This is a genomic window from Calothrix rhizosoleniae SC01, from assembly GCF_900185595.1.
Lineage (GTDB): Bacteria > Cyanobacteriota > Cyanobacteriia > Cyanobacteriales > Nostocaceae > Calothrix_A > Calothrix_A rhizosoleniae.
On record NZ_FYBH01000368.1, the window covers coordinates 12,398 to 35,929 of the forward strand.

General features: G+C 36.9%; 15 protein-coding genes and 1 pseudogene. 4 read left to right on the forward strand and 12 right to left on the reverse strand.

Going from position 1 to position 23,532, the window contains the following annotated elements:
* Positions 1-508: 508 nt before the first annotated feature.
* Positions 509-1,351, forward strand: a complete 843-nt coding sequence (locus tag CALSC_RS22545) for a prohibitin family protein (protein WP_088243486.1) — start codon at positions 509-511, stop codon at positions 1,349-1,351.
* A 91-nt stretch (positions 1,352-1,442) separates the two neighbouring features.
* Here the strand turns inward: CALSC_RS22545 and mnmH are convergent, their stop codons facing one another.
* The 3 genes from mnmH to CALSC_RS22560 form a co-directional block, all read right to left on the reverse strand.
* On the reverse strand, positions 1,443-2,507 hold the full coding sequence (mnmH, locus tag CALSC_RS22550; RefSeq protein WP_088243487.1) for a tRNA 2-selenouridine(34) synthase MnmH: 1,065 nt from the start codon (positions 2,505-2,507) through the stop codon (positions 1,443-1,445).
* 299 nt (positions 2,508-2,806) lie between these two features.
* Entirely contained in the window at positions 2,807-3,184 is a 378-nt protein-coding gene (locus tag CALSC_RS22555) for a hypothetical protein (protein ID WP_088243488.1), read from the reverse strand.
* 299 nt (positions 3,185-3,483) lie between these two features.
* Entirely contained in the window at positions 3,484-3,675 is a 192-nt protein-coding gene (locus tag CALSC_RS22560; protein WP_327331721.1) for a hypothetical protein, read from the reverse strand.
* Positions 3,676-3,987: 312 nt separating this feature from the next.
* Here CALSC_RS22560 and CALSC_RS22565 point away from each other — a divergent pair, with 312 nt between their 5' ends.
* Positions 3,988-4,740, forward strand: coding sequence for an EndoU domain-containing protein (locus tag CALSC_RS22565; protein WP_407641967.1), 753 nt, complete (start codon positions 3,988-3,990; stop codon positions 4,738-4,740).
* Between the two features lie 168 nt (positions 4,741-4,908).
* On the opposite strand, the pseudogene CALSC_RS22575 reads toward CALSC_RS22565, so the two are convergent.
* From CALSC_RS22575 to CALSC_RS22610, 8 genes and pseudogenes are all read right to left on the reverse strand, one after another.
* Positions 4,909-7,389: pseudogene (locus CALSC_RS22575) on the reverse strand (EAL domain-containing protein).
* A complete protein-coding gene (locus tag CALSC_RS22580) occupies positions 7,362-9,143 on the reverse strand; it encodes an ATP-binding protein (RefSeq protein WP_088243493.1) in 1,782 nt (593 codons plus the stop codon). Before CALSC_RS22580 ends, CALSC_RS22575 begins: the two are co-directional and overlap by 28 nt.
* Before the next feature lie 744 nt (positions 9,144-9,887).
* On the reverse strand, positions 9,888-11,102 hold the full coding sequence (locus CALSC_RS22585; protein ID WP_088243494.1) for a sensor histidine kinase: 1,215 nt from the start codon (positions 11,100-11,102) through the stop codon (positions 9,888-9,890).
* A gap of 238 nt (positions 11,103-11,340) precedes the next feature.
* Positions 11,341-12,741 (reverse strand): amidase, encoded by a 1,401-nt coding sequence (locus tag CALSC_RS22590; RefSeq protein ID WP_088243495.1) that lies wholly within the window; start codon positions 12,739-12,741, stop codon positions 11,341-11,343.
* Positions 12,742-12,928: 187 nt separating this feature from the next.
* Entirely contained in the window at positions 12,929-14,575 is a 1,647-nt protein-coding gene (locus CALSC_RS22595; RefSeq protein ID WP_088243496.1) for a S8 family serine peptidase, read from the reverse strand.
* Position 14,576: 1 nt separating this feature from the next.
* On the reverse strand, positions 14,577-14,921 hold the full coding sequence (locus tag CALSC_RS22600; protein WP_088243497.1) for a hypothetical protein: 345 nt from the start codon (positions 14,919-14,921) through the stop codon (positions 14,577-14,579).
* 575 nt (positions 14,922-15,496) lie between these two features.
* A complete protein-coding gene (locus tag CALSC_RS22605) occupies positions 15,497-15,799 on the reverse strand; it encodes a hypothetical protein (protein WP_339385961.1) in 303 nt (100 codons plus the stop codon).
* A 94-nt stretch (positions 15,800-15,893) separates the two neighbouring features.
* Positions 15,894-17,384, reverse strand: a complete 1,491-nt coding sequence (locus tag CALSC_RS22610; protein ID WP_088243502.1) for a CIA30 family protein — start codon at positions 17,382-17,384, stop codon at positions 15,894-15,896.
* A 730-nt stretch (positions 17,385-18,114) separates the two neighbouring features.
* On the opposite strand from CALSC_RS22610, the gene CALSC_RS22615 reads away from it, so the two are divergent.
* Both CALSC_RS22615 and CALSC_RS22620 read left to right on the forward strand, forming a co-directional pair.
* Positions 18,115-22,074, forward strand: a complete 3,960-nt coding sequence (locus CALSC_RS22615; protein WP_088243503.1) for a response regulator — start codon at positions 18,115-18,117, stop codon at positions 22,072-22,074.
* A gap of 53 nt (positions 22,075-22,127) precedes the next feature.
* On the forward strand, positions 22,128-22,514 hold the full coding sequence (locus tag CALSC_RS22620; protein ID WP_088243499.1) for a response regulator: 387 nt from the start codon (positions 22,128-22,130) through the stop codon (positions 22,512-22,514).
* 156 nt (positions 22,515-22,670) lie between these two features.
* Here the strand turns inward: CALSC_RS22620 and CALSC_RS22625 are convergent, their stop codons facing one another.
* Complete coding sequence (locus CALSC_RS22625) at positions 22,671-23,297, reverse strand: CP12 domain-containing protein (RefSeq protein WP_088243500.1); 627 nt, start codon at positions 23,295-23,297, stop codon at positions 22,671-22,673.
* Positions 23,298-23,532: the final 235 nt, after the last annotated feature.

Consider the following 23,532-nt stretch of genomic DNA (forward strand, 5'->3'; position numbering starts at 1 on the left):
GTCGCCCTAACTTATTGATTGAAAACTTAGTACTACTTCCATTACCACGGCCAATAGCATCATCAGTTCCAAAAGTTACATTGACACCAGTAATCTATTTGAGTTGATTATTTCTCATATTGTTACAGATTTGATTACAAAATAGTTACTAAACAAATAGTTCAAGAGAACAATGTATATACTAAGTAGGTTGGCGTAAAAAATTATCGTTTGGATAAGGCAGGGGGCAGGGAGCAGGGAGCAGGGGGAACAAGGGTTTTAGGCTTATTTACTATTCTTCACATAGTTTGGTTTTATTGTGCCGACTTACTTAGTATTATCAGTCATCTGCTATTTATATAGCAGTCCTAAATTACTTGTAGAAAGTTATATTGAAAGTTATATCTATGGTTATTATTTAAAAATTAAATTATGACTTCTAGATGACTGTCTCGATTTGTATAGCAAAGGTGATTGATTGTAAAACTAGATGAATTTAAAAAATACATAAGTTCAAGAGAAAGTAATAATGAAAACTATCAGAAGAGACGCTTTATCACAGTTACGACCTAGTTTATATTTGGGCGGAGGGATTGCTATTTTATTTGCGTTCATTCTTTTTCGCCCTTTTGCAATTATCAATGCAGGGGAAAGAGGGGTGGTCATGCAATTTGGGAAGGTACAAGAAAGAATATTAGATGAAGGAATTCATCCTATTATACCTATTATCACCTACGTCAAAACAATGAATGTCAGGGTTGCGCAAAATAGTTTCAAAGCCGATGCAGCTTCGCGGGATCTGCAAAGAGTATCGACAGAAATTGCGATTAATTGGCATATTGACCCGACAAAAGTTAATCGAGTTTTTCAGCGAGTTGGAGATGAGCAACAAATTATTAGAGGAATTATGACTCCTGCTGTCTCTGAAGTCTTAAAAGCTGCGACATCCAAAAAAACAGCAGAAGAAATCATTACTAGAAGAAATGATCTCAAGCAAGAAATTGATGAACAAATGAAAACTCGTATGGCTGCTTATGGAGTCATTATTGATGATGTTTCACTAGTTGATTTTGCCTTTTCTCCAGAGTTTAGTAAAGCCATTGAAGCCAAACAAATTGCTGAGCAGGAGGCAAAACAAGCCTCATTTACTGCTAAAAAAGCTACTCAAGAAGCTCAAGCGGAAATTAATCGTGCGAAAGGTCATGCTGAAGCACAAAGATTGCAGCGTCAGACATTAACACCAGAACTATTACAAAAGCAAGCGATCGAAAAATGGGATGGACGTTTTCCTACAGTGATGGGTGGTAACAATACCCTACCACTGATTAATATTAATCCATCCAGTGTGTCAAAAAAAAAGGGTAATAACTAATAGTAGATAGATTGCCAAAGTGCAGCTTGCAACTAATTTTGTATTAAATCAGCATCTCAATTTCTAGATTGGCTGCAAAAACACCATGATTCTACATATTAGAGTTGATCTGCATTAACGTATCTACTAAATTTTCAACACTTTTTGCAGATAAATCAGGCATTGCCAATGATTGTTCCCCCTGGATATAATTAGTTTGAGTAGACTTTAAATATGCGGGATCGTAATGAGATTGGAGGATATTGTCAACAAATGTGGGAAAATTACCAGATTCAATTAGTTGATTCCATTCATTAATTTTCTTACTTCCATAGCGAGATTTTAATCCTGCAATTTTAGTCTTGAGAATATCGGGATGATTGGTGAAATGTGAATACTCTTGTATGATAAACTGTACCCTCGCTTGTATAGGTACTTGAATTTCTATACAGTTAGACTGCTTCATCTGTTGCCACAAGCTGCTTGGTAAATAGACTTTGCCAATTTTATTGCTTTCCGACTCTACCCATACTATGTGAGCTGGGTTAAAATTTTGTAATTCCTGTAAAAGTAAAGATTCAAAGTATTTTTGTGAGGGTTGCGGTAAAGATTTATTTACCCATACTTCACCTAGCAGGGAACCGCGATGATTAGCTAAATCTTCCAAATCTAAAACTTGAGCGCCACGCTGAGATAATTGACGCAATATATTAGTTTTGGCGCTACCAGTTAAACCAGATATTACATGGTAAGTAAATTTCTGTGGTAGCTCTTCAAGTTTTTCACGCACATAGGTTCGATAAGTTTTATAACCACCTTCCAAGATTGTTACTTTCCAACCAATTTGTGATAGAACAGAAGCCATACTAGCAGAACGTTGACCTCCACGCCAACAATAAACTAAAGGAGAATAATCTTTGTCTTTGGTGATGAAGTGTTGAGTTAAATGTTGAGAAATATTTTTTGCAACTAAAGCAGCACCAACTTTACGAGCCTTAAATGCTGATACTTGCTTATATATAGTCCCCACTTCAGCACGCTCAGCATCATCTAGCACGGGTAAATTAATTGCACCAGGAATGCAATCTAGGGAAAATTCATTCGGAGAACGAACATCAATGATTTCACTGTAAACTTTTCCCCAAGGATTGTTGGTATGTTTTGGAGAGGGTGGCATTTGAGTCAATTACTATCCAGCACTATTGTGACATTGCCATGATTAAGTGCCCGTGCTAAATTAATCTAACATTTTTTCGGGTGTGAATAAGGTAGAAAAAGAAGAGTTTCTATGATTCGGGAATAAATATATTTAGTCTGTTAGCAAAACCTCATTTAATTTGAGAACCTGAAGTTTCTCATTAGAAATGGGAAAGCAGAAACACTGCATTATGAATACACAGTTTTGCATGTAAACTCGTTGATGATTCTCCAACGGCTGAGAGAATTTATGTAAAACTTGCAGTGAATGGGTTATCATTATTTCAATACTTGATCGAGCATTGCTCTGGCAGGTTGTGCTTTAGTCAGTGCTGCTTGATGATCACTGTAAGCACGAACAAGACGAGAAAGACTACCTACCCCTGTCTTGAGCTGCTGAAGTTCTTCACCACCAAGTATTTCTCCATCAAGCATTCGCTCAATTAAAGGTTTGATATCCCCCACTTCCTGGCGAATTTTTTGTAGTTTTTCGACTGTAGTTAATAACGCTTTAAGTGAATTGAATATACTCTCAATATCTTGGGTATCTTCCGGAAATTCAGATACATCTTGAATTTCTACCACATCTTGGGTATCTGAAACTGAAGTTAATTCCTTTGCAGATGCTTCACTTTTCATTCCATTTGTTCTTGCCATTAACCCTTCCTCTAAAATTTTTCTAATCGGGATTTAAACATTTTTGAGGATAAAATAAGCCTCAAACCTAATATAGGGTAAGGAGATACACCAAATAACAAAAAAAGATGTCAAAATCTCTCTGCATGTACATTTGAGTTTTTCCTGGCTTGTTTTTGTCTCAGTCCCATTATTTAGTTTATAACCTATTTGATCTATTGAGTTTATTTTGTTGGGTAAAGCTAGATGAATCAAAGTGTAGAAGCATAAACAAAAATAAAAAAATGCTCATAAGCGTTTTTCTATGCATTCATCTTTGACTACTTCACCTTACCACCTGTTCTTGTTGCTTCTATAGCTTTTTCGGTACGTTGATGAGGCTTCACCTTTGGCTCCCAAGTGGGAAACATACCCAAAACCAAATTATTGATTGCAGTGCGAGTTTGCAAACTGGCATTATTTAAGGGTTTTGGGAGAAAACTGTCGCCAAAACCGATAAATATCAATAACAATATTATAAAAAGGGCAAAATTTCCTTTGTTAAACATTATTGTAAGACTCACGGGTATTTGAGTGCTGATAATGAGTAGATATGAGTATTATTAGTATTACTGGACTTTATAACATTACCAACTTACTAGTTGGCATCAGCATTTATTGGGATTTTTTTGCTAAAACAAAATAAAAATATGTGACTAGCTCTTAAGTGCTTTCGCTGAGTAAGATATATAACAATTAAGATGAAAATGAGGCTAGATATGAGTACTCCATCGACAAAATATTGCATTATGAGATTAGCAATTTTATTACCCTTTGCCATTGTGATGCTTGCGATTCAAGCTAAGGCAGAAAAAAACGATAAATTTATACCTTTTTTTGATACTATAAATAATCCTGTTCCAGTAGCTTTTCCTTCTGGGAAAAATTTAGATATTTCACCACCACCACCAGTGTTAAACAATTTCGATCAAGCTATCCTAGAAATTTGTGGTCCTATAGGTACAAGAGTCGAATCATATAAATTTAAACAGCTTTTATCTAATTATCCAGATGTTGTCAAAAAACTACAACAAGTAACTGGAGGTGAATTACGTCCAAACCGTCGTCGCAGATCGGAATTTATTCAAGATTTAACTAATATTTGGTTTCAACGTAAAGGCTTTGAGCATATTTTTTGTGGAGAGATTTACAATACGAATGATATTGGTGGGTTGCATTTTTATGGTAGGTATTTACAAATCCAAAATCAAGGTATTGGTGGTAGATTACCAAATAATTCCCAAAGAGAAGAAGTTGTTCCTGGTGTAATTTATACGATGGGCGTAGTATTAAAGCAAGAAAATCGCTTAGTTAGAGATGTAATTAAAGGTTATCCCTATCTCAGCAATGCCGAAGAGATGTTGATAGATGCTACGCAAATATTTAAACTCCAAGGAGATACAGAAGGAGCTTGTATTTTTGATGTTAAAGATAAGGAAACGGGGAAAACTTTCCCTTCAGTATTTGTGAGACGTAATCGAGGAATAATTACTTTTTATCCTGATGCAACACCCAAAGGAAGAAAATGTAAAATATAAACTTAAAATTGCTCAACTTAGAAGCTGCCGGAGTTAGTTTAATTAAATTAAAGAAAAGTATTTTATTGTTATAATCACTGAACACAATCAAAATCAATTTTAGAGCATATTAGAGTATACTCAAAAAAATTCAATTACTATTTATTATTGATCTCTATTTTCTGAACTTTAGCAAATATTTGCAAAGCTATTATTTGTAAATCTCCCGCTCTGACTAAAAGAACCTAAGACTTCAGGATGACCAAAATAATATCCTTGAGCATAGTCTACTCCCAGTTCCCTAATAGTATCAAGAATAAAATCATTCTCCACAAATTCAGCAATGGTGCGTAAACCCATGACCTTAGCTATCTGGTTGATAGCTTGTACCATTGCTTTGGCGATTGGATCTTTATTAATATCATTGATAAAAGACCCGTCAATTTTCAGATAATCTACTGGTAGATTTTTCAAATAAGCTAGAGACGACATACCAGTTCCAAAATCATCGAGAGCGAAGTGACAACCTAGTGTTTTTAAAGAGTTAATAAACTCACAAGCTTTGGGCAAATTAGAAATAGCTACTGTTTCGGTAATCTCAAAGCAAAATATGTGAGGAGGAAGGTTATATTTGGCAAACTGTTGACAGACAAAATCTAAAAAATGGTTATCATTGAGTGTTGCTCCTGAAAGGTTAATTGAAAACCAACAGTTTTGCAAAAATTGGCAATCAGATAGTGCTAAATAAGTAAGTCGGCACAATAAAACCAAACTATGTGAAGAATAGTAAATAAGCCTAAAACCCTTGTTCCCCCTGCTCCCTGCTCCCTGCCCCCTGCCTTATCCAAACGATAATTTTTTACGCCAACCTACTTAAGCAAAAAGATTCTCAATTACCCAACGATCAATCTTAGGCATTAGATGATAACTGTCTGCTATTGAAAGAAAATCTGTTGGTAAGATCATTTTACCGTCATCGTCTGATAATCTTAATAAGATTTCAAAATGCTCAGTGGGAGTATTTCCTTGCAAAGATGTAATAGACTGAGCATATAAACGAAAGCGATTTTCTTCAAAAGCTTGACGTAATTTCCTAATCCAGGGAAGTTCGTAATATTGTCTTGATTTTTCTGGTGACAAGTCATCTTCATACAGTTCTATACAACCTCTACCTTGGCTTTTAGCCAAATAAAGAGCTTTATCTGCTGCTTCAATTAACAAACCATAATTATATTCTTTACTGGGAATAGTAGTAGCTACTCCCATGCTGAGGGTAACTGTCGATCCTACTGAAGAATGAGAATGAGGTATGTTCAAATTTTGAATTTGAGTAGAAATATTTTCTGCAACTTGATGGGCTCCCTGAATATCTGTATCGGGTAAAACTACCACAAATTCTTCTCCTCCATACCGAGCCACAAAATCAGCTGTTCGCTTAACAACATGAGATATGGTTTGAGCGATTAGTTGCAAACATTCATCTCCATCTAGATGACCATAAGTATCATTATAGGCTTTAAAGCAGTCCACATCACACATTATTAAAGATAATGGACTACCACTACGTACAAGCCTTAGCCATTCACGGGTAAGATGTTCATCAAAGTAACGACGGTTGAAAACTCCAGTTAAGGGATCGGAGATAGCAAGTTGTTTGAGTTCTTGGTTGGCTGTTGCTAATTTTTGATATAGTGAGCCTTGGACAAGAGCAATGGCTAACTGGCTTGCCAAGCGCTTGAGTAAATCAATCTCTTGGGAATTCCATTTTCTAGTACTTCTACAATGATGTAAAACTAGTAAACCCCACACTCCATTCTGTTTGGAATTTTCTGACTCATTTGTGAGTATAATAGGCATTACTAAAGTCGCTTTTGCCCCACACTGTTCCAAAAATTTATTACAACAATAGTTACCATCAGCTAACTTGATGTTTTCAATAGCCTGAATTTCACCTTGTTGATAGTTCTCGTATTCTTCTGGTGTCAAATAGTAGTCTCGTTTTACCCAATCTAAAACAGGTTCAATTCCATCAGCAATAGATTCCACTTCTATAAAAGTATCACCATCTTGAAAGCGATTAATCAAAACGCGATCGCAATTCAAAAATTGCTGGACTTCAGTTGCTGCTGTTTTGAGAATTGATTCTATATCCAAAGATTGGCGAATACGTTCCGATAAAGTAAACAGAAGCCTTTCTTCTTCCGCTTGTTTCTGTAATTTTTGGTTCTGGGTTTGGAGATGCTGACGCAGAGTTTGGAGATGAAGATGAGTTTGAATACGGGCTAAAACTTCTTCTTGTTCAATAGGTTTGGTAACAAAATCTACCGCCCCTAGTTGAAATCCTTTGACTTTATTGACTGTTTCAGAAATCGCAGTCATAAAAATAACCGGAATATCTTTGGTTAATTTTTCTACTTTTAATTGGCGACAAACTTCAAACCCGTCAATACCAGGCATTAATATATCTAATAAAATTAAATCTGGAAGTGCATATGCTGCTTTTTTCAGAGCACTTTCTCCATTTTGAGCTACTAAAACTTTAAACCCAACATCTTTTAAATACGTAAATAATACTTGCAAATTGCTCAGAGTATCATCCACAATCAAAATTGTATAATTATTGATAGATGTATAATCCATTTTTAATTTCCTATATATTCTTGCAGGCATTGAAGAAGATTCTGTTCCTGAAAACTTTCAGATAATAAGCGTATTTTTTGAGTAAATACAGCAAATTGATGGTTTAGCTGTTCTAATTCCGCAATTTTTTCTAGAATCCCTCCAATATCACCCTTCATTGCTAAGTCTAATAAAATAGCAATTTCCTGCTGAGGAGGAACAATCATGAATTCACATACAGGATAAGCATAATCTTGATGTTTTTCTAGTTTCTTTGTTTGTATTTTAGAGTCTTTTTCATAAATCCATTCCAATTGCAAATGAGTCTCTAATAACTCTAGAAGTTGCTCAAACCGAACGGGTTTGGGCAAGAAAGCATGACAACCAACCTGATAACTTAAAGACTGATCTAATGGCAGTACACTAGCAGAAGTCGCAATGATAACTAAGTCTTGGAAATTTTGGTCTCTTTGTAACTGTCTGACCATTTCAAAGCCATCTAAAACAGGCATTACTAAATCTAATAACACTAAATCTGGTTTATTGAGTTTAGCTATTTGTAAACCTTCCTCACCATTGCTTGCTTCAAAAATAGTAAAACCTAAAGATGTAAGGAAATTTACTAGTACAACTCGATTGTTAGCTTTATCATCTACCACTAAGATTTTGGGTGGTTTACCTCTGACACCAATTCGCCGAGCATTTGACTGAACTTGTAGTGACTTCCTTGGCATTTTTACTTCTGGTAAATGTAAATCAAACCAAAAGGTACTTCCTTTACCAATAGCGCTACTTACCTGGATTTCTCCCCCTAAAAGTTGAACAATGTTTTGACTGATGGTTAAGCCTAGTCCTGCTCCTTCGTTTGGTGATTTACTCTCAATAGATTGCTGGAAGGGTAAAAATATCTCTGATAATTCAGTTGTAGGAATACCAATGCCTGTGTCTTCTACTTGAAAGCGAATTAGTTGATTTTCGTAGTTAACCTTAAAGACTACACCGCCAGTTTTAGTAAATTTAACGGCATTATTAAGTAGGTTCAGTAATACTTGTCGTAAACGGGTTTCATCACATCGGATGATATCTGGTAAGCAGGATTGAGGTTGGTAATTAAAGGAAATACCTTTTTGCTCAGCACTAACACGAATAATCGCGATCAAGTTCTCTAAAAACATAGGAAAGTGAAAATCACTGAACTCTAATTCCAATTTCCCAGCTTCGATTTTTGACAAATGGAGTATGTCATTGATGAGAATCAGTAGATGTTCCGCAGAACGATGAATAATGTCAACAGCATTACACTGATTTGCTGTGAGATTGGGATCACGCTGCAGGATTTGGGTAAAGCCCAAAATGCCATTTAGGGGTGTTCTGAGTTCATGGCTCATATGAGCAATAAAAGCACTTTTAGCCTGATTGGCAGCTTCTGCTGTTTCTTTCGCAGTTACTAATTGTGCAGTGCGCTGCTCTACCCTCTGCTCTAATTCTATAGAAGTTTTCTCAAGTAACTGCTGAGATTGCTTGAGTTCTTCGGCAATTTTTTGACGACACTGAATCTCCTCTTGTAGTTGTTGTTTCTGAGCTTGGATACATCGGTACAAACTCTGGAGATGGAGATGAGTCTGCATGGGAATTAAACTTTTTTTTTGCTCAAAGGGTTTGTCAGAATAGTCTGCACCATTTACCTGAAAACATTTGACTTTGTTGGCAGCATAACACGGAGTTATAAAATTTACAGGAGTAGTTTCAGTAATTGTTTGTACCTTCAAATAACGAAAGGTTTCAAATCCGTTCATAATTGGCATAAAAATATCTCAAAAACTTAAAATTAAATCTACTGGGGAATATACTGGTTTTTTGATAGTACTTTCTTCACTTGGAGCTACTAGCATTCTCTAGGGGAGCAAGTAAAATATAAAAATTAATGGGTATCTCATCAACGATTAAAATCATCAAACCCCGTTTCATCAATAATTCAGATTAAACTTGTTTGAATAAATTTTTAACGTCTACAGAAACCTAATTCACAGATTAGAAACTATAGGATGTTGATCAGGACAGTAATTTTGTCACTGACAACACATTATAGCGTTTCTTTGTCTGCTGGTTTACACTCTTGAAGTTGAAAGGTTGGGTTATTCAGACCTTATGCTTTACCTCATTAAAACTGGAAACCACCATAACTTAATATCTAAGAATATACCAACAAAAGCTTCAGTACTATCTCGTAGTTTCACGCAATTATTAGTAATATTTATATCTGTATGCATTCAGTATTAATGAAATGATTATTTGCAGCAATAAATAATTCCCCGGAAGAAAAATTTTAACAAAATTTAGCTTTGTATTGCTAATAGAAACAATAAGTAAAATTAATGCCTGTTCTTGGTTCGCTGTATCAGCTAATATTGCAGCTAATGCCTTTGTTTACAAGACTTACATGTAAAGAGAAGTGAAGTGAGAAAAAATTTACAACTCTTAATTACATATTTGATCATGATTTTTTTAATTCAGACTGCCTTGTTGATTACAAGCAATCATTACATTAACTAATGGTAATTATTAATAAATTCTATGATTTTTAATTCCTGAAAGCTTTCTGCAAATTTAATAATTTCTCTCGCAAAAGCTAGGTATTGAGTATCTAACTGTTTTAAGCGATGGGCTTGTTCAATAATGGCTTTAATGTCACCTTTCATTGCTAGATCCAATAAGATATTAAGCTCTTGAGATGGTGGAGGAATTATAGAAATGTAATAATCTTGGTCTGGTTTATGGTCTTGAAGTGATATTTTACTGTTGGCAGGAATCTGATGAGGATTTACATTTAACTGAAGTGGCATTTTTTCTTCTGGTAAATGTAAATCAAACCAAAAGGTAGTTCCTTGACCAACGGTGCTATTAACATGAATTTCTCCTCCTAGAAGTTGGACAATTTTTTGGCTAATGGTTAAACCTATCCCCACTCCTTCGTTTGGTAATTGACTATCAATATATTGTTGGAATGGTAAAAATATGTCTGATAAATGGGTTTCGGGGATACCGAGACCTGTGTCTTCAATTTGAAAGCGAATTGTTTGATTTTCATAACCAACCTTGAAGACTACACCGCCGGTTTCCGTAAATTTAATTGCGTTACTCAGCAAGTTAAGTAACACTTGTTGCAAACGGCTTTCATCACACCGGATGATATCTGGTAAGCAGGATTGGGGTTGGTAATCAAAAGAAATACCTTTTTGTTCAGCACTGGCACAAGGAATCGCCATCAGATTCTCTAAAAACACGGGAAATTGAAAATCACTGAATTGTAATTGCAATTTTCCAGCTTCTATATTTGACAAATGTAGTAGATCGTTGATAATAAATGATAATTGTGTACCACAATCGTGAATGATATCAATCCCATGATACTGGGACGAATTCAGACTCGGGTCGCGTTTGAGGATTTGAGTAAACCCCAAAATGCCATTTAAGGGTGTTCTGAGTTTATGACTCATATGACCAATGAAATCTTTTTTGGCTTCCTTGGCAACTTCTGCGGAGATAATCAGTTCCTCAACAAATACCTTGAAGTTTTCACGAGTTTGTCGGAGTTCATATTCCAATTGTAAAATTCTTTGTGCGGCTTCAGTATTTACCTCAAAGCGTTCGGCTTTCTCTGAATCATCAAGTTGTACATCCTCACCTCTCCTATCAGTAGTAAGATTTGTGTCTTTTAGTGTATCATTCCAAACCTGGTAACTATATGATTTAGGAGCATACATAAAATTAATACAAAGCAAATATACTGATCAGCATAGTACCTCTCGGTTAAGTAAAATTATCCATTGCTTAAGCCTTAATTAATATTTCAAGTTATATGTAAGGCGAAAATTAACAGTAATATAACTGATGTGAATCACAACGTCTCTTATGTTATGGCAATGAAGCTGTATTTTCTATGAACAAAAGATAAATTAGATACAAGCTCATGGGATGACTCTTGGCTCAAAGTTTGTAGGTTTAATTGACAAATATGGGACGCTTCTCCATCCTTGGTATTGCTGCTGATAATTGTGCTGCCAGACGAATCAAGGTAGCTTCTGCGGCTGGCTTTCCTATTAATTGTACGCTCATAGGTAAACCATTGTGATCAAAACCAACAGGAAAAGCGATCGCAGGTTGTCCGGTAGCATTAGCAATGGGACAAGGAGCAATCCAATGAATAATGTTTTGGAATGTTTCTTCTGGACTCAGATGTGCCCATTCACCGACTTTGATGGGGGAGTGTAGATATACTGGTAATACCAATACATCTATATTGTCGAAAAAGGCAACTATTTGTCTGCATACCACTTGCATTTGAAACACCGCCTGTAAGTATTCACTTGCAGAGCCAATTCTCGACAATAACCAGCGATTTAAGGGTTGTAATGCCTCCGGAGGAATTCCAGCGGCACCTACCCCAGCTTGCCAAACTGCTTGAAATGGTTTAACTAAGTCACTAAAATCTGGGCATTTTTCTTCTACTGTATGACCGAGTTCTGTTAATAGCTTAACTGTATCTAAAACAGCCTGCTGACAAGTGGCATCGGCATTACCCAAAGGAGGGATACTGGTACCATAGGCAATGCGTAAATTACCTGGTGACTCCTGAGTATTACTGAGAAAAGATGTTGGGGGAGTAGGTAGCCAATAGGGATCCCCTGTAATATAACCAGACATCACATCTAATAAAGCTGCTGCATCAGTCACATTTCTGGCAAGGGGGCCATTTACCGCTAGTCCACTAATGCGATCGCCTGCGGGAGCTTGGGAAACTCTCCCCCGTGATGGCTTAATTCCCACCAAGCCGCAACAAGCTGCAGGCCCACGAATGGAACCACCACCGTCTGAACCTTGAGCGATCGCACACAAACCAGCAGCGACAGCCCCAGCTGCACCCCCACTGGAACCACCAGGGGTATACTCTAAGTTCCAAGGATTTCTGGCTGGGGGAAAACACGCAGGTTCTGTGTAAGGGAACGAACCTAATTCTGAGGTTGCTGTTTTACCTAAGATAATAAAACCTGCTTGTTTAATCCGCGTTACTACCCCATCATCAAAATCAAAGATATTGTTGAGTAACGCCGGATTACCCAGGGTACAAGGAACACCAGCCACCGAGTTGAGGTCTTTGATGGAAATTGGTACGCCAAAGAAAGGTGGTAATTCTTGGGAATTATCTGCAAGCATTTCTGTTTTGGCTTTAGCATCAGCAACAGCAAGATCTGCCATGACTGTAAAATAACTGCCTAACAGGGGATTTAAATTTTGAATCCTTTCTAAGTATACTTCCACTAACTCCAAAGGTGATATTTGGCGATCGCGGATTAACCGGGCTTGTTCTAAGGCTGGAGTAAAGGCTAAATCTTCTTGATTCATAAATTGGTTAATCAGTAGTTGTATTTATACCTACCATTTTTTCTACACATTTAGTCATCTTCCTGAAGGGGTGACAAAAAATTTATAGATTATATGTAGCAGGAATCTGAGAAGATAAGGTGGCAAAAAAATAGGGGAAAATTTATCCCCAACAAAAAAATAAATGTTGCCACAATCATACTAAACTCTATTCCACACTAGCTTTCAGAGTAAAATCTCCAGCTCCACGGTAAGAATGAACCATAACAAAATATTCACCTGGTTCTGAAGGTCGGATACTAATTTTCTCGTCAGGTAAACTGGTGTAACCGCGATAGTCAAACTCACTGATAGTTGGCTGCAATGCCTTTCTGACATAGAGATCGAAGTCTACACCATCCTTTCCATCTAGTTCAAAGCTCAATGGAGTGCCGACCATCACCCGATATGAGCTAGAATCATCAGTTTGGTTCAAATGTCCTGAAACCATTTCCCCTACTTGTAATTCCGGTATTTCTATCCGCTCTAGGGCATGGAGGATAGCGGGAACATCGATCAGCCCAAACCCATGATCATAGTCAAAACCTATCGAACTCAAATCTTCGGCAGTTCGGTGCAGCAGTTGACGAAGTTTGGCGGGAGAGAGAACCGAAGGAGGATACTTAGTCCGAATTGCTGCTACAACACCAGCAGCAACAGGACAAGCTGCTGAGGTACCGCTATCTGGTAATTCATTACCAAAGAAATCTTTATAAGCTCCTGAGCCAGCAAAATGAGTATAGGTAGAAAGATCGGGTTTTTGCGGATCCAGATGTCCAGGTCCTTGACTGGAATAGCCAAGTCGCTCTTTATGAACAGTGACACCAGCAATGCTGAGAACACTTGGATGAGAATTTGCACCATAAATGGTGCTGTTTGTGAAGTTTTGGCATCTTGTATCGGGACATTCTGCACCACAATTACCGGCAGCAAAAAGAATATCAGCACCAGCATCCTCTAAACTTTCAACAATGAGGTTGAAAGGATGGTTGGGATTATCACTGTAATTGCCAGGATCACCTACTGGGAAGTCCCAAGATGGATGAAACATTCCCCAACTGTTATTAACCACCAAAGCAGGTTTGGGTTCTGGGGCTGTTGAGAGGATTTGCAGTAAGTTACTGAAAGCTTTGATAGCATCACTCAAAAACCCATCCATCACCGAACCACCCTCTGCTTGTGATTGCAGAAGGGCATAATCGAGAAGGGTACTGTTTGGGGCAGCGATGCAGACATCAAAGGCGCACATTGTTCCATGATCGACAGGCATATTTCCTGGGGTAAATCCCAGTACTGGAGTCCAGCTTTTACTCCCATCGAATTGAGGAGTTTTGCCCTTACTCTGTAAGTGGGCTAAATTAACTCCGCTATCAACGATCGCCACCATCACGTTCGATCCATCCATTCCTTTTGCCTGAAGTTGTGGCAATTGCAGTAAATTCTCCACATCTCGATGATTTCCAACTGGATTGCCGGGACAAATAGCGATCGCACTAATTCGCGGATCTGAAAACACACCAACCCCATTAGGATCTTGTTCAACCGCCACTTTTAAAGATTCTAGTGCTTCATCTGCCACTTCACCTCTTACCAGATAAGTGGAAACTTCAGGGCGAGCATCAAAGGAAAATAGTCGTCCTACTTCTCTGGCTCCAATTTCTTCTCGTCTTTGTCGATTAGGTACTAAAACAGGTGTATAACTTTGATCCAGTGAAAAGCCATCAATAGAAACAGCCCCTGTTGCCATCGTGAAACTCTCGGCAGTCATTGCAGCACGGAGTTCCGGCATAGATAGCATCTGAATTAATACACGCATATTATTTATCCTCTTCTTGTTGAGATTCTGTGGGAGCTATTTTCATATCACCGTGAACTCCCTTGATTAATGGTTGTATTGCCATCAGTTTTTGAGAATCTATGTCACCCGATACACGGATGACATACAAATCCCGCTTCGGACTTATGAGAACTAGACCATAATCTTCATCAATCTCTAAGTCTTTGATCCCATCAAGTTGCTTAACGTAATTCAAAGAATTGTTAGGAGGCTGTAGATTGAGTGTAATTAAGTAACGCATTTTTCTAGCTTGGTTGGCATTCAAGTGGCAAGCTACTTGAGGTGTCTCTAAGTGAGCAATCAATGGATATTCAAAGTAGAACATATGAATCAAAGCTCTTGCGCTTACTCTTTGAGTATTATTACTTAGCTTGTTTCCGCGCAACAGTACCATGAATTACTAATTGCGCAAAACGCTTGACTCATTTCAGTCTTCCTAAGTAAGGCTTGCTGAAAAACAATACTCCTCGCACACTAAATATTTACGATTAAATTTAAAGATTGGTCATAAATATTTCACAAAGTCCAACTACTTGTAGGGTAATTGAAGAATATGAGATTTTTGTGATGTTTGTACTTTTACTTTTTTAAGAATATTAAATATAAATTACGGAATTTTAAGAACAGGGTTATAACATCCTTGGTTGTTTACAAAAATTAATGAGAGACTAGCTAGAAAAAGGCAGGAGGCAGTCCCGATGAAAAAATTTTCACCATCAATTATCTAAGTAGAATTTTTCCTTCCCCCTGCTCCCTGCCCCCCTGCTTAGAAGTCAGGAGGAAAGAACGTTTTTCATCCTTGGTTGTGTACAAACGTACTCTACGAGAAGGCTGCGCCTACATGAGGGACTAGCCAGAAAGAGATGATCAGGTGAATGAGGTGAATAAACCTTTTATAATTTATGATTGGGGTGATTCTAGTTTTTTGACTCGCTTTTCTAATGTTTGAACTTGCTGTTTTAATTCAATGAATAAAGTTGCCAATCGATCAAACATTCTATCCCTTTCTCGTTGTGATAAACCCCTTCTCCGGGTCGATTGTCTGGGAATCGTTGGTATTCTTCTGTCCCTACCTGTCCTACTAATCTCTGACTCAATCCGGCTCAACCGCGATTCTAAACGATTCAAGTCAAATTCTAGATTGTTTAACCGAGATTCTATTCGTTGAGATACAGCAGGGTAAGTAAATAGTCCACCCCACATTATGACAATTAAAAATAGGGTAAACACTAATTTAGTAATTGTGGTCACGTGTAATACCCATAACAACATAACTATTAATTAAAGATAGTAATTTTTAATTTGATTTTAGTGGAGAAAATAAATTTTGCCAATCAATATCATTTACTTTGTTTTCTCCCTCTTTCACTTCCAAGGTAACATTACAGGCTGGGGACTGTTGTAGGGCAGCTACACATAATTTTGCCACATCCTCACGGCTGATTTTTCCCCTCATATTATCCCCTTGTTCGACAATTAATTCCCTCTCACCTTCTGATTCTGTCAACGCACAAGGTCTAATAATTGTGTAAGGAATACGACTAGCTCTTAAACTATCTTCCCCCTTCAATTTCCAGGTAAGAATCCCCCCTAATTGGTCATTTAATCTGACGGCTGGTGGTTCCTCATCTAAATTAATCCCTGGACGATGGGGACGGGTGACACCGGCAGAACTGACTAAGACAAATTGTGGTAAATTAGCACCGTAAGCTTTGATAGATTCTAATTGTAAATTGAAACTGCCAGGAGAAAAACGGGGGTTTAATTCTCCGTCATATTCAAACTTACTTAACATTAATTGCAATGAACAAATATTACTAGCATCAATTGAGGGACAATCTTTGACAGTTTTGGCACGAAATACAGGGATTAAATCAGCAAAGGGGATGCGAACGGTAATCCAAATATTAGGTACTGTATCAAAGGAATAACTATAACCAATCCCATCCCATTTAGATTCAGCACGGACAAAAAATTTATAGCGTTTACCATCTCCTTTGACTCGTAAATCTATGCCTTCGTAATCAGATAAATTTAAGCTAGGGGAGAAATTCTTAGTTCTAATGGAAGCAAATCCCCCAGAATTAGCGATAGAAACATTACCTGTAAATAAAGCACCATCAGATATTAATCGGATATTGCTCTCGCTAACACCACCCATAACTACATCATCTAAAGCGCCCCAAATATCACGTATTTCTGTGGATGGATTGGTAAAATCAAAAAGTAATTTGTCGTTGGATTTTGGTAGATATTGGCTGGCAGCTTCTACCAAATTTTTCACCCCTTTGTACTCTACATTTTCTGGGGTATCACCAACAATTTCTGGTTGATAAAATTTCACCCCTTGATAATATTTTTCTCGATTAGGTGTATCTCCAGAAATAGGTTGTACCCGCACAGCAGTACAACAAATTACTGCCTGAATATTACTCATCACTAAGGATGTTAAAGTTTCAGGTTTTGTAATATCTGCAACGACTAAATCCGTATCATTACCCAATATTTCCCTAGCTTTATCTAAATCTCGTACTAGCGATCGCACTTGATAACCTTGTGCTTGCAATTTTTGTGCTACCCGCTTACCAACACCACCAGTAGCACCTGCCACTAATACTACACCCATTTGCTTGCCTCCATTTTGTTGGAATTGCTTTTGGTTGGGTTGAGAAAATAGTTTTTTGACCCAGCTAATAACAGGAAAAATTTCAAAATAATTAAGGGTCTGGAAAAACCGACCAAAATCCCATTGAGAGCGATAACTTTTTCCACCATCGCTATTTTTCATTATCGCCTCCTTAACTATATATTTTTGATACGTAAAAGTAAATAGCTCTGGTAGATGTTCGTAAAACTGAACATCAATTACGCTGCCTCTGACAGAAGTAACTTTACCTAAATGAGTTGTATTTATTTCTTGAGCTATATACATATTAGCATTCTTTAATTATGAGAAATTTGACCAGAGCAAATTACATATAAAAATCATTTATAATGATGATATAAGACAATAAATAGACTAGTAAAGTACTAAATATAGATTTTTATTTATATATCACTAATCTGAGGAAGTTATGAAGAATTTATTTATAGCTCACGAATGCAATTTATCTATGTGATAAACAATAGTGAGATATTTATAATTTTTTACTAATTAAACAATAGAATGGAAAAATAAAAATGCTGGCGATCAAAAAATATATACTATTGATATCATTTAATTATTACTAACAAAGGAATCTCTAAATAAATATTTTATTGAATAATTTTTTTGGCATTAGGTTTAGTTTTGAAGAAATTTGTACTATACTCACAAGTTCCTCAAATTTTCAAGTTAGAATTCTCCGCAGAGCCTCTGCTATTTGATACTGATGTCATGGTTCCTAAACTTGAGCTTGATTTACAAAGGATTGTAACTATTCTATTCCTTGTGTAGTTAATTTTAGGTTTACCATGTATGCTCAGATGATAAGTATGTGCGACTATCAACCTTTATTAAATTTCAACTGTCACAAGCGATGAAAATTTTAATTGTAGAAGATGATGAACTTGTTGCTCAAGTGCTGAGTAACTTACTAACTCATCAAAATTATGCAGTTGAAGTTGCTCATGATGGAGAAATGGGTTGGGATTTAGTTCAAGCTTTTGACTATGATTTAATTATTTTAGACATAACTTTACCGAAACTAGATGGTATTAGCCTTTGCAAACAAATCCGTTCTGGTGGTTGGTTAATTCCCATCATGCTATTGACAGGATGTGATAGCCCTCATGAGAAAGCCGTTGGTTTGGATGCTGGTGCAGATGACTATGTAGTAAAACCTTTCGAGGAAGAAGAGTTTGTAGCTCGCATTCGAGCGTTATTACGGAGGGGAAAAGTAAATTTACAGCCCATATTAGAATGGGATAAGTTGCGACTTGATCCTACTAGTTGCGAAGTAGATTATAATACTAAAAATTTATCTTTAACTCCTAAAGAATATTCATTATTAGAACTATTCTTACGTAATAGTCGTCGTGTATTTAGCTGTGGAATGATTCTCGAGCATCTGTGGTCTTATGAAGATATTCCTTCTGAAGAAGCGGTTCGTACTCATATCAAAGGATTGCGAATGAAGCTGAAAGCGGCAGGTGCACCTAGTAATTTTATTGAAACTGTATATGGTATTGGATATCGTTTAAAACCCCAGGAAGAAGAGAAGAAGAGAGGAGGAGATGGAGAGAAAAAGAGACAAGAGGAGAAAGGGGAAATACAGAGTTCTCAAGATAGTTCTTCACAAACTCTCTTAGCTGTAGCTGGAATTTGGGAAAAATATAAAATCAGGATATCTGAGCAGGTCAATGTATTACTCAAAGCAGCACAAGTATTACAAAATAATCAATCTTTGTCTCCTGAATTACATTCTCAAGCTGTCGCAGAAGCTCATACTTTAGCTGGCTCTCTGGGAACTTTTGGTTTTACAAATGGTTCTAAATTAGCACGTAAAGTTGAGAATTTATTCAAAGCCAATCAGGTCTTAGAGCAAACTGAAATCCGACAATTAAATGATTGGGTAAAAACTTTATTGACTGAAATTGATAGACCTAATCAAACTACAGTTAAATCTGCCAATCACAAACATATACTAGATGAGCATCCTTTAGTTTTAGTCATTGATATACATCAAGAAATACCTAAAGATCTAGTCCAAAAGTCTGCCGATATAGGGTTACAAATCACTATTGTGAATAGTATTGCCGACTCTAGAAAAAAGCTCTACCAAGAACATCCTAATGTCGCAATAGTTGATGATCATATTTTAGAAGATGATGATAGTTTAAGTCTATTAGCAGAGTTCAAGAACCGTAAGCCATCAATTCCCGTCATAGTTTTAACCCAAGAATCACAAGTAAGTGAGCGGATGCAAGTGATTGGCAATGATGGAAACACTATATTACAAAAGTCTGCATCTTCAGCACAAATTTTAGAAATTGCAGCGCAATTAATTAAAAAGTCAGAAGATGCACAAGCAACTGTGTTAGCCGTAGATGATGATCCAAAAATTCTGGAAATATTGCAAAATTTACTCAAATATTGGGGAATCACGGTAAAAACCCTAGCAGAACCCCAAAAATTTTGGGAAACCCTACAAGCAATACAACCAGATTTACTAATTCTAGATGTGGAAATGCCTGGAATTAACGGTGTTGAACTCTGCAATGAAGTCCGTAATAATTCACACTGGAGTGAACTACCAGTATTATTTCTTACAGTTCATAGTGAAGCTGAAACTATCAATCAAGTTTTTAGTGTGGGTGCAGATGATTTTGTGAGTAAACCCATTGTCGGACCAGAATTAGTTACCCGGATTGTTAATCGCTTGGAACGGATTAAACTGATTCGGCGGATGACAAGGGCTCAGGAACAACAGCATAGTAAGGAATCGGAACGCTGGCAAAAAATATTCAATACATCCCCTGAATGCATCAAATTAATTGCTGCGGATGGAACCTTATTAGAAATTAATCCTGCCGGTTTGGCAATGATGAAAGTGGATCAAACTGCAATTGGGAAAAATCTTAATTACGTAATTGCACCAGAATTTCGTCAGACTTTCGCAGATTTTAATACAAGTGTTTGCCAGGGGAATAAGGGGAGTTTAGAATTTGAAATCATCGACTCTGGAGGTAGTCGTCGTATTTTAGAAACTCATGGGGTACCTTTACTCAACCCAGAAAATGATGAATTAGTACAATTGGCGGTGACAAGAGATATCACTACATGGAAACAAGCTGAAGCAGCAAGAGAAAAAATGAATCTTTTACTTCAAGCCAAGGTTCGACAACAAGCAAGTGTTGCACATTTGGGACAGTCGGCTTTATTGAATCAAGATATATCTGCTTTGATGGATGAAACTGTTGCTTTAGTTGCTCAAAGTTTAGATGTGGAATTTTGTCATATTTTAGAAGTTTTACCATCAGGTAATGTTATGCTTCTACGTGCAGGAGTTGGCTGGTACGAAGGATTAGTAAAACGAGCATTGCTAAGTTGCAACGATTGCCAAGCTAGCTATACATTGGTGACAAAAGAACCTGTAATTATTGAAGACTTGCGCCAAGAAACCCGATTTAGCAGCCCGGCTTTACTGGAAGAACACGGAATTATTAGTGGTGTCAGCGTACCAATTTTCGGAATTGAAGGTACTTATGGAGTTTTAGGTGTTTACACTCAACAAAAACACATCTTTCATCAAGATGATATTTATTTTTTACAAGCCATTGCCAATGTTCTCTCAGGTGCTATAGAAAAACAGCATACAGAAACTACTCTGCTGAAAGCGAAGGAAGAATTGTCAAACAGAGTCACAGAACGTACAGCAGAATTAGTGAAAATGAATGAATGCTTACAATTGGAATTAGGAGAGCGTCAGCGAGCCCAAGCACAATTTGCTGGAATTCTAGAAATTGCCTCGGATGCAATAATTTGTATTGATAGCAATCAGTGCATTACTTTATTTAATCAAGGTGCAGAGAAAATTTTTGGCTATTCAGGAAGTGAACTACTGGGAAAACCTTTAGATTTATTACTACCTGAACGTTCTATAGAAGCTCACCGTCAACATGTAGCTGATTTTGGTAAGTCATATGTAAAATCACGTAGAATGGCTGAACGTAGGGAAATTTATGGTAGGCGCAAGGATGGCAGTGAATTTCCCGGGGAAGCCTCAATTTCTAAATTGAATTTAGGTAATAGAACTGTTTATACTGTTTACTTACAAGATGTGAGTAACCGCAAACAAATTGAACGCATGAAGGATGAGTTTATTTCAGTAGTCTCTCACGAACTCCGCACGCCTTTAACTTCAATTCACGCTTCTTTAGGAATGCTGGCTACAGATTTAATTTCACCTAGTTCTGAAGATGGCAAACAGTTAGTCAAAATTGCTGCCGATAGTACTGAACATTTAGTCAGACTGATTAATGATATTCTTGACATTGAGCGGATTAAATCGGGAAAAATCACAATGTCCAAGCAAATGTGTCAGGTTTCTGATTTAATTACCCAAGCTATCAATGTAGTTCAGCCTTTAGCAGACAAGGCACAAGTCAAACTATCAATAGAAAATTCACCCCTACAACTACGAGTAGATGCTGATAGGGTGATTCAAACTTTAACAAATTTACTTAGTAATGCAATTAGATTTTCCTCATCAGGTGATACCGTGTATTTAACCGCTTTTGAGCAGGATTCAGAAATATTATTTGCAGTTAAAGATACGGGAAATGGTATTCCTGAAGATAAACTGGAACTTATTTTTGAACGCTTTCAACAAGTAGATTCTTCAGATGCCCGCAATCATGAAGGGACGGGCTTAGGTTTAGCAATTTGTCGCAGCATAATAGAAATGCATGGTGGAAGAATCTGGGTTGAAAGTACTATGGGAACTGGCAGTACGTTTTATTTCACTCTACCCATGAATGGAAACAACTGTGAATAAAATATATAGCAAATAACTAAGAATAATAATTTAAAATGATATTGGTATGAGCAATGATAGCAAAAAAGATATTAGTAGTTGATAATGAAGAATATATTCAGGAAGTGACTAAAATTTGTTTGCAAACTACCGCTAAGTGGCAAGTTATAACAGCAAGTTCAGGAACTGAGTGTATTCAAAAAGCAAAAACAGAAAAACCAGATGCAATTTTGTTAGATTTGATGATGCCAGAGATGGATGGTATTACCACTTTCAAGTATTTACAAGCAAGCTCAATAACTAATCAAATTCCAGTAATTTTACTCACTGCAAAGGTTCAGAATTCTGATCATAACCCTTATACTGATTTGGGTATTAAAGCCACTATTGGTAAACCCTTCAGCCCCTTAACTTTAGCAGCAGAAATTGCCCAAATTCTGGGTTGGAGTCACGAAAAGTAAATGTCAATTACCCCTATAGCAGAGGGCAAAAGATATAATTTCTTCTATCTTCTGACTTCTAAACAAGGGGGCAGGGGGCAGGAAAAATTATACTTAGATAATTGATGGTGAAAATTTTTTTTCATCGGGACTGCCCTCTGCTTTTTATATGATAAATTAACCGCTACACCAAGCATCATACACCCGCCCTTCCATTGCTTCTGGAAACTCTTCGCAATATTCCTCAAAGGCAGTTTTGTCAATTCTCTTAGCTTCTTGATGAGCTAACTCTGCTTGTAGTTCATCCACAACATCCCAAGCTGCGGCGCATTGTTCAGAACGTGGAGAAGTTTGGCTACAAACAGTGCGAGCTTTTTTTATTGCATCTTGAATTTCCTGTTCTAGTATAACTACCCGAGGTAACTCAAGAGACTTACTTTTATTCATGATATCGACAAGGGAAATAATACCCATTAATTCTCCTTGAATTACAGGTGCTCTGAGTAAATGATATTCGGCAAACAAGCGTGCTACATATTCCACGCCTAACTCGGGATTAACTACTATACAGGGTTTACTCATGATTTCATACACACGTACTTTGGCAGGATTTTTACCAAAGGCAATCACTTTGTAAACTATATCTGCTTCAGTAATAATGCCATAAGCATCTTGGTCATAACGACGTTCTACAATTAATGCGTGCCAACCTCTGGCTTGCATTAATTTCACTGCTTCTGCCACAGTTGCAGAACTACGAATAGTGGCAACATCTGTAGTCATAATGTCTGCTGCTTTCAACATAATCCACGTAGTATTGACGGCTGTGAGGATGGGGAGGTAAACATAAAAATTTTATCGATTCAACCTCTGAATACTCTATTTTTGTTATATATGAATAACTTGAGGAAGTTGTGAGTATTCTTAATACTGCTTCCCACTCCATACCGTAGGAACAAATTGATATTTTGATTGATTTAATTTACTGGTAAAAACTAGAAAACCCTATGAGCTAATGTCATTTTTTTGATATCCTCTT

Coding starts and splice junctions, on each gene's coding strand:
- CALSC_RS22545 (WP_088243486.1), top strand. CDS start 509: ATGAAAACTATCAGAAGAGACGCTTTATCACAGTTACGACCTAGTTTA.
- mnmH (WP_088243487.1), bottom strand. CDS start 2,507: ATGCCACCCTCTCCAAAACATACCAACAATCCTTGGGGAAAAGTTTAC.
- CALSC_RS22555 (WP_088243488.1), bottom strand. CDS start 3,184: ATGGCAAGAACAAATGGAATGAAAAGTGAAGCATCTGCAAAGGAATTA.
- CALSC_RS22565 (WP_407641967.1), top strand. CDS start 3,988: ATGCTTGCGATTCAAGCTAAGGCAGAAAAAAACGATAAATTTATACCT.
- CALSC_RS22580 (WP_088243493.1), bottom strand. CDS start 9,143: ATGCCAATTATGAACGGATTTGAAACCTTTCGTTATTTGAAGGTACAA.
- CALSC_RS22585 (WP_088243494.1), bottom strand. CDS start 11,102: ATGTATGCTCCTAAATCATATAGTTACCAGGTTTGGAATGATACACTA.
- CALSC_RS22590 (WP_088243495.1), bottom strand. CDS start 12,741: ATGAATCAAGAAGATTTAGCCTTTACTCCAGCCTTAGAACAAGCCCGG.
- CALSC_RS22595 (WP_088243496.1), bottom strand. CDS start 14,575: ATGCGTGTATTAATTCAGATGCTATCTATGCCGGAACTCCGTGCTGCA.
- CALSC_RS22600 (WP_088243497.1), bottom strand. CDS start 14,921: ATGTTCTACTTTGAATATCCATTGATTGCTCACTTAGAGACACCTCAA.
- CALSC_RS22605 (WP_339385961.1), bottom strand. CDS start 15,799: ATGTGGGGTGGACTATTTACTTACCCTGCTGTATCTCAACGAATAGAA.
- CALSC_RS22610 (WP_088243502.1), bottom strand. CDS start 17,384: ATGAAAAATAGCGATGGTGGAAAAAGTTATCGCTCTCAATGGGATTTT.
- CALSC_RS22615 (WP_088243503.1), top strand. CDS start 18,115: ATGAAAATTTTAATTGTAGAAGATGATGAACTTGTTGCTCAAGTGCTG.
- CALSC_RS22620 (WP_088243499.1), top strand. CDS start 22,128: ATGATAGCAAAAAAGATATTAGTAGTTGATAATGAAGAATATATTCAG.
- CALSC_RS22625 (WP_088243500.1), bottom strand. CDS start 23,297: ATGTTGAAAGCAGCAGACATTATGACTACAGATGTTGCCACTATTCGT.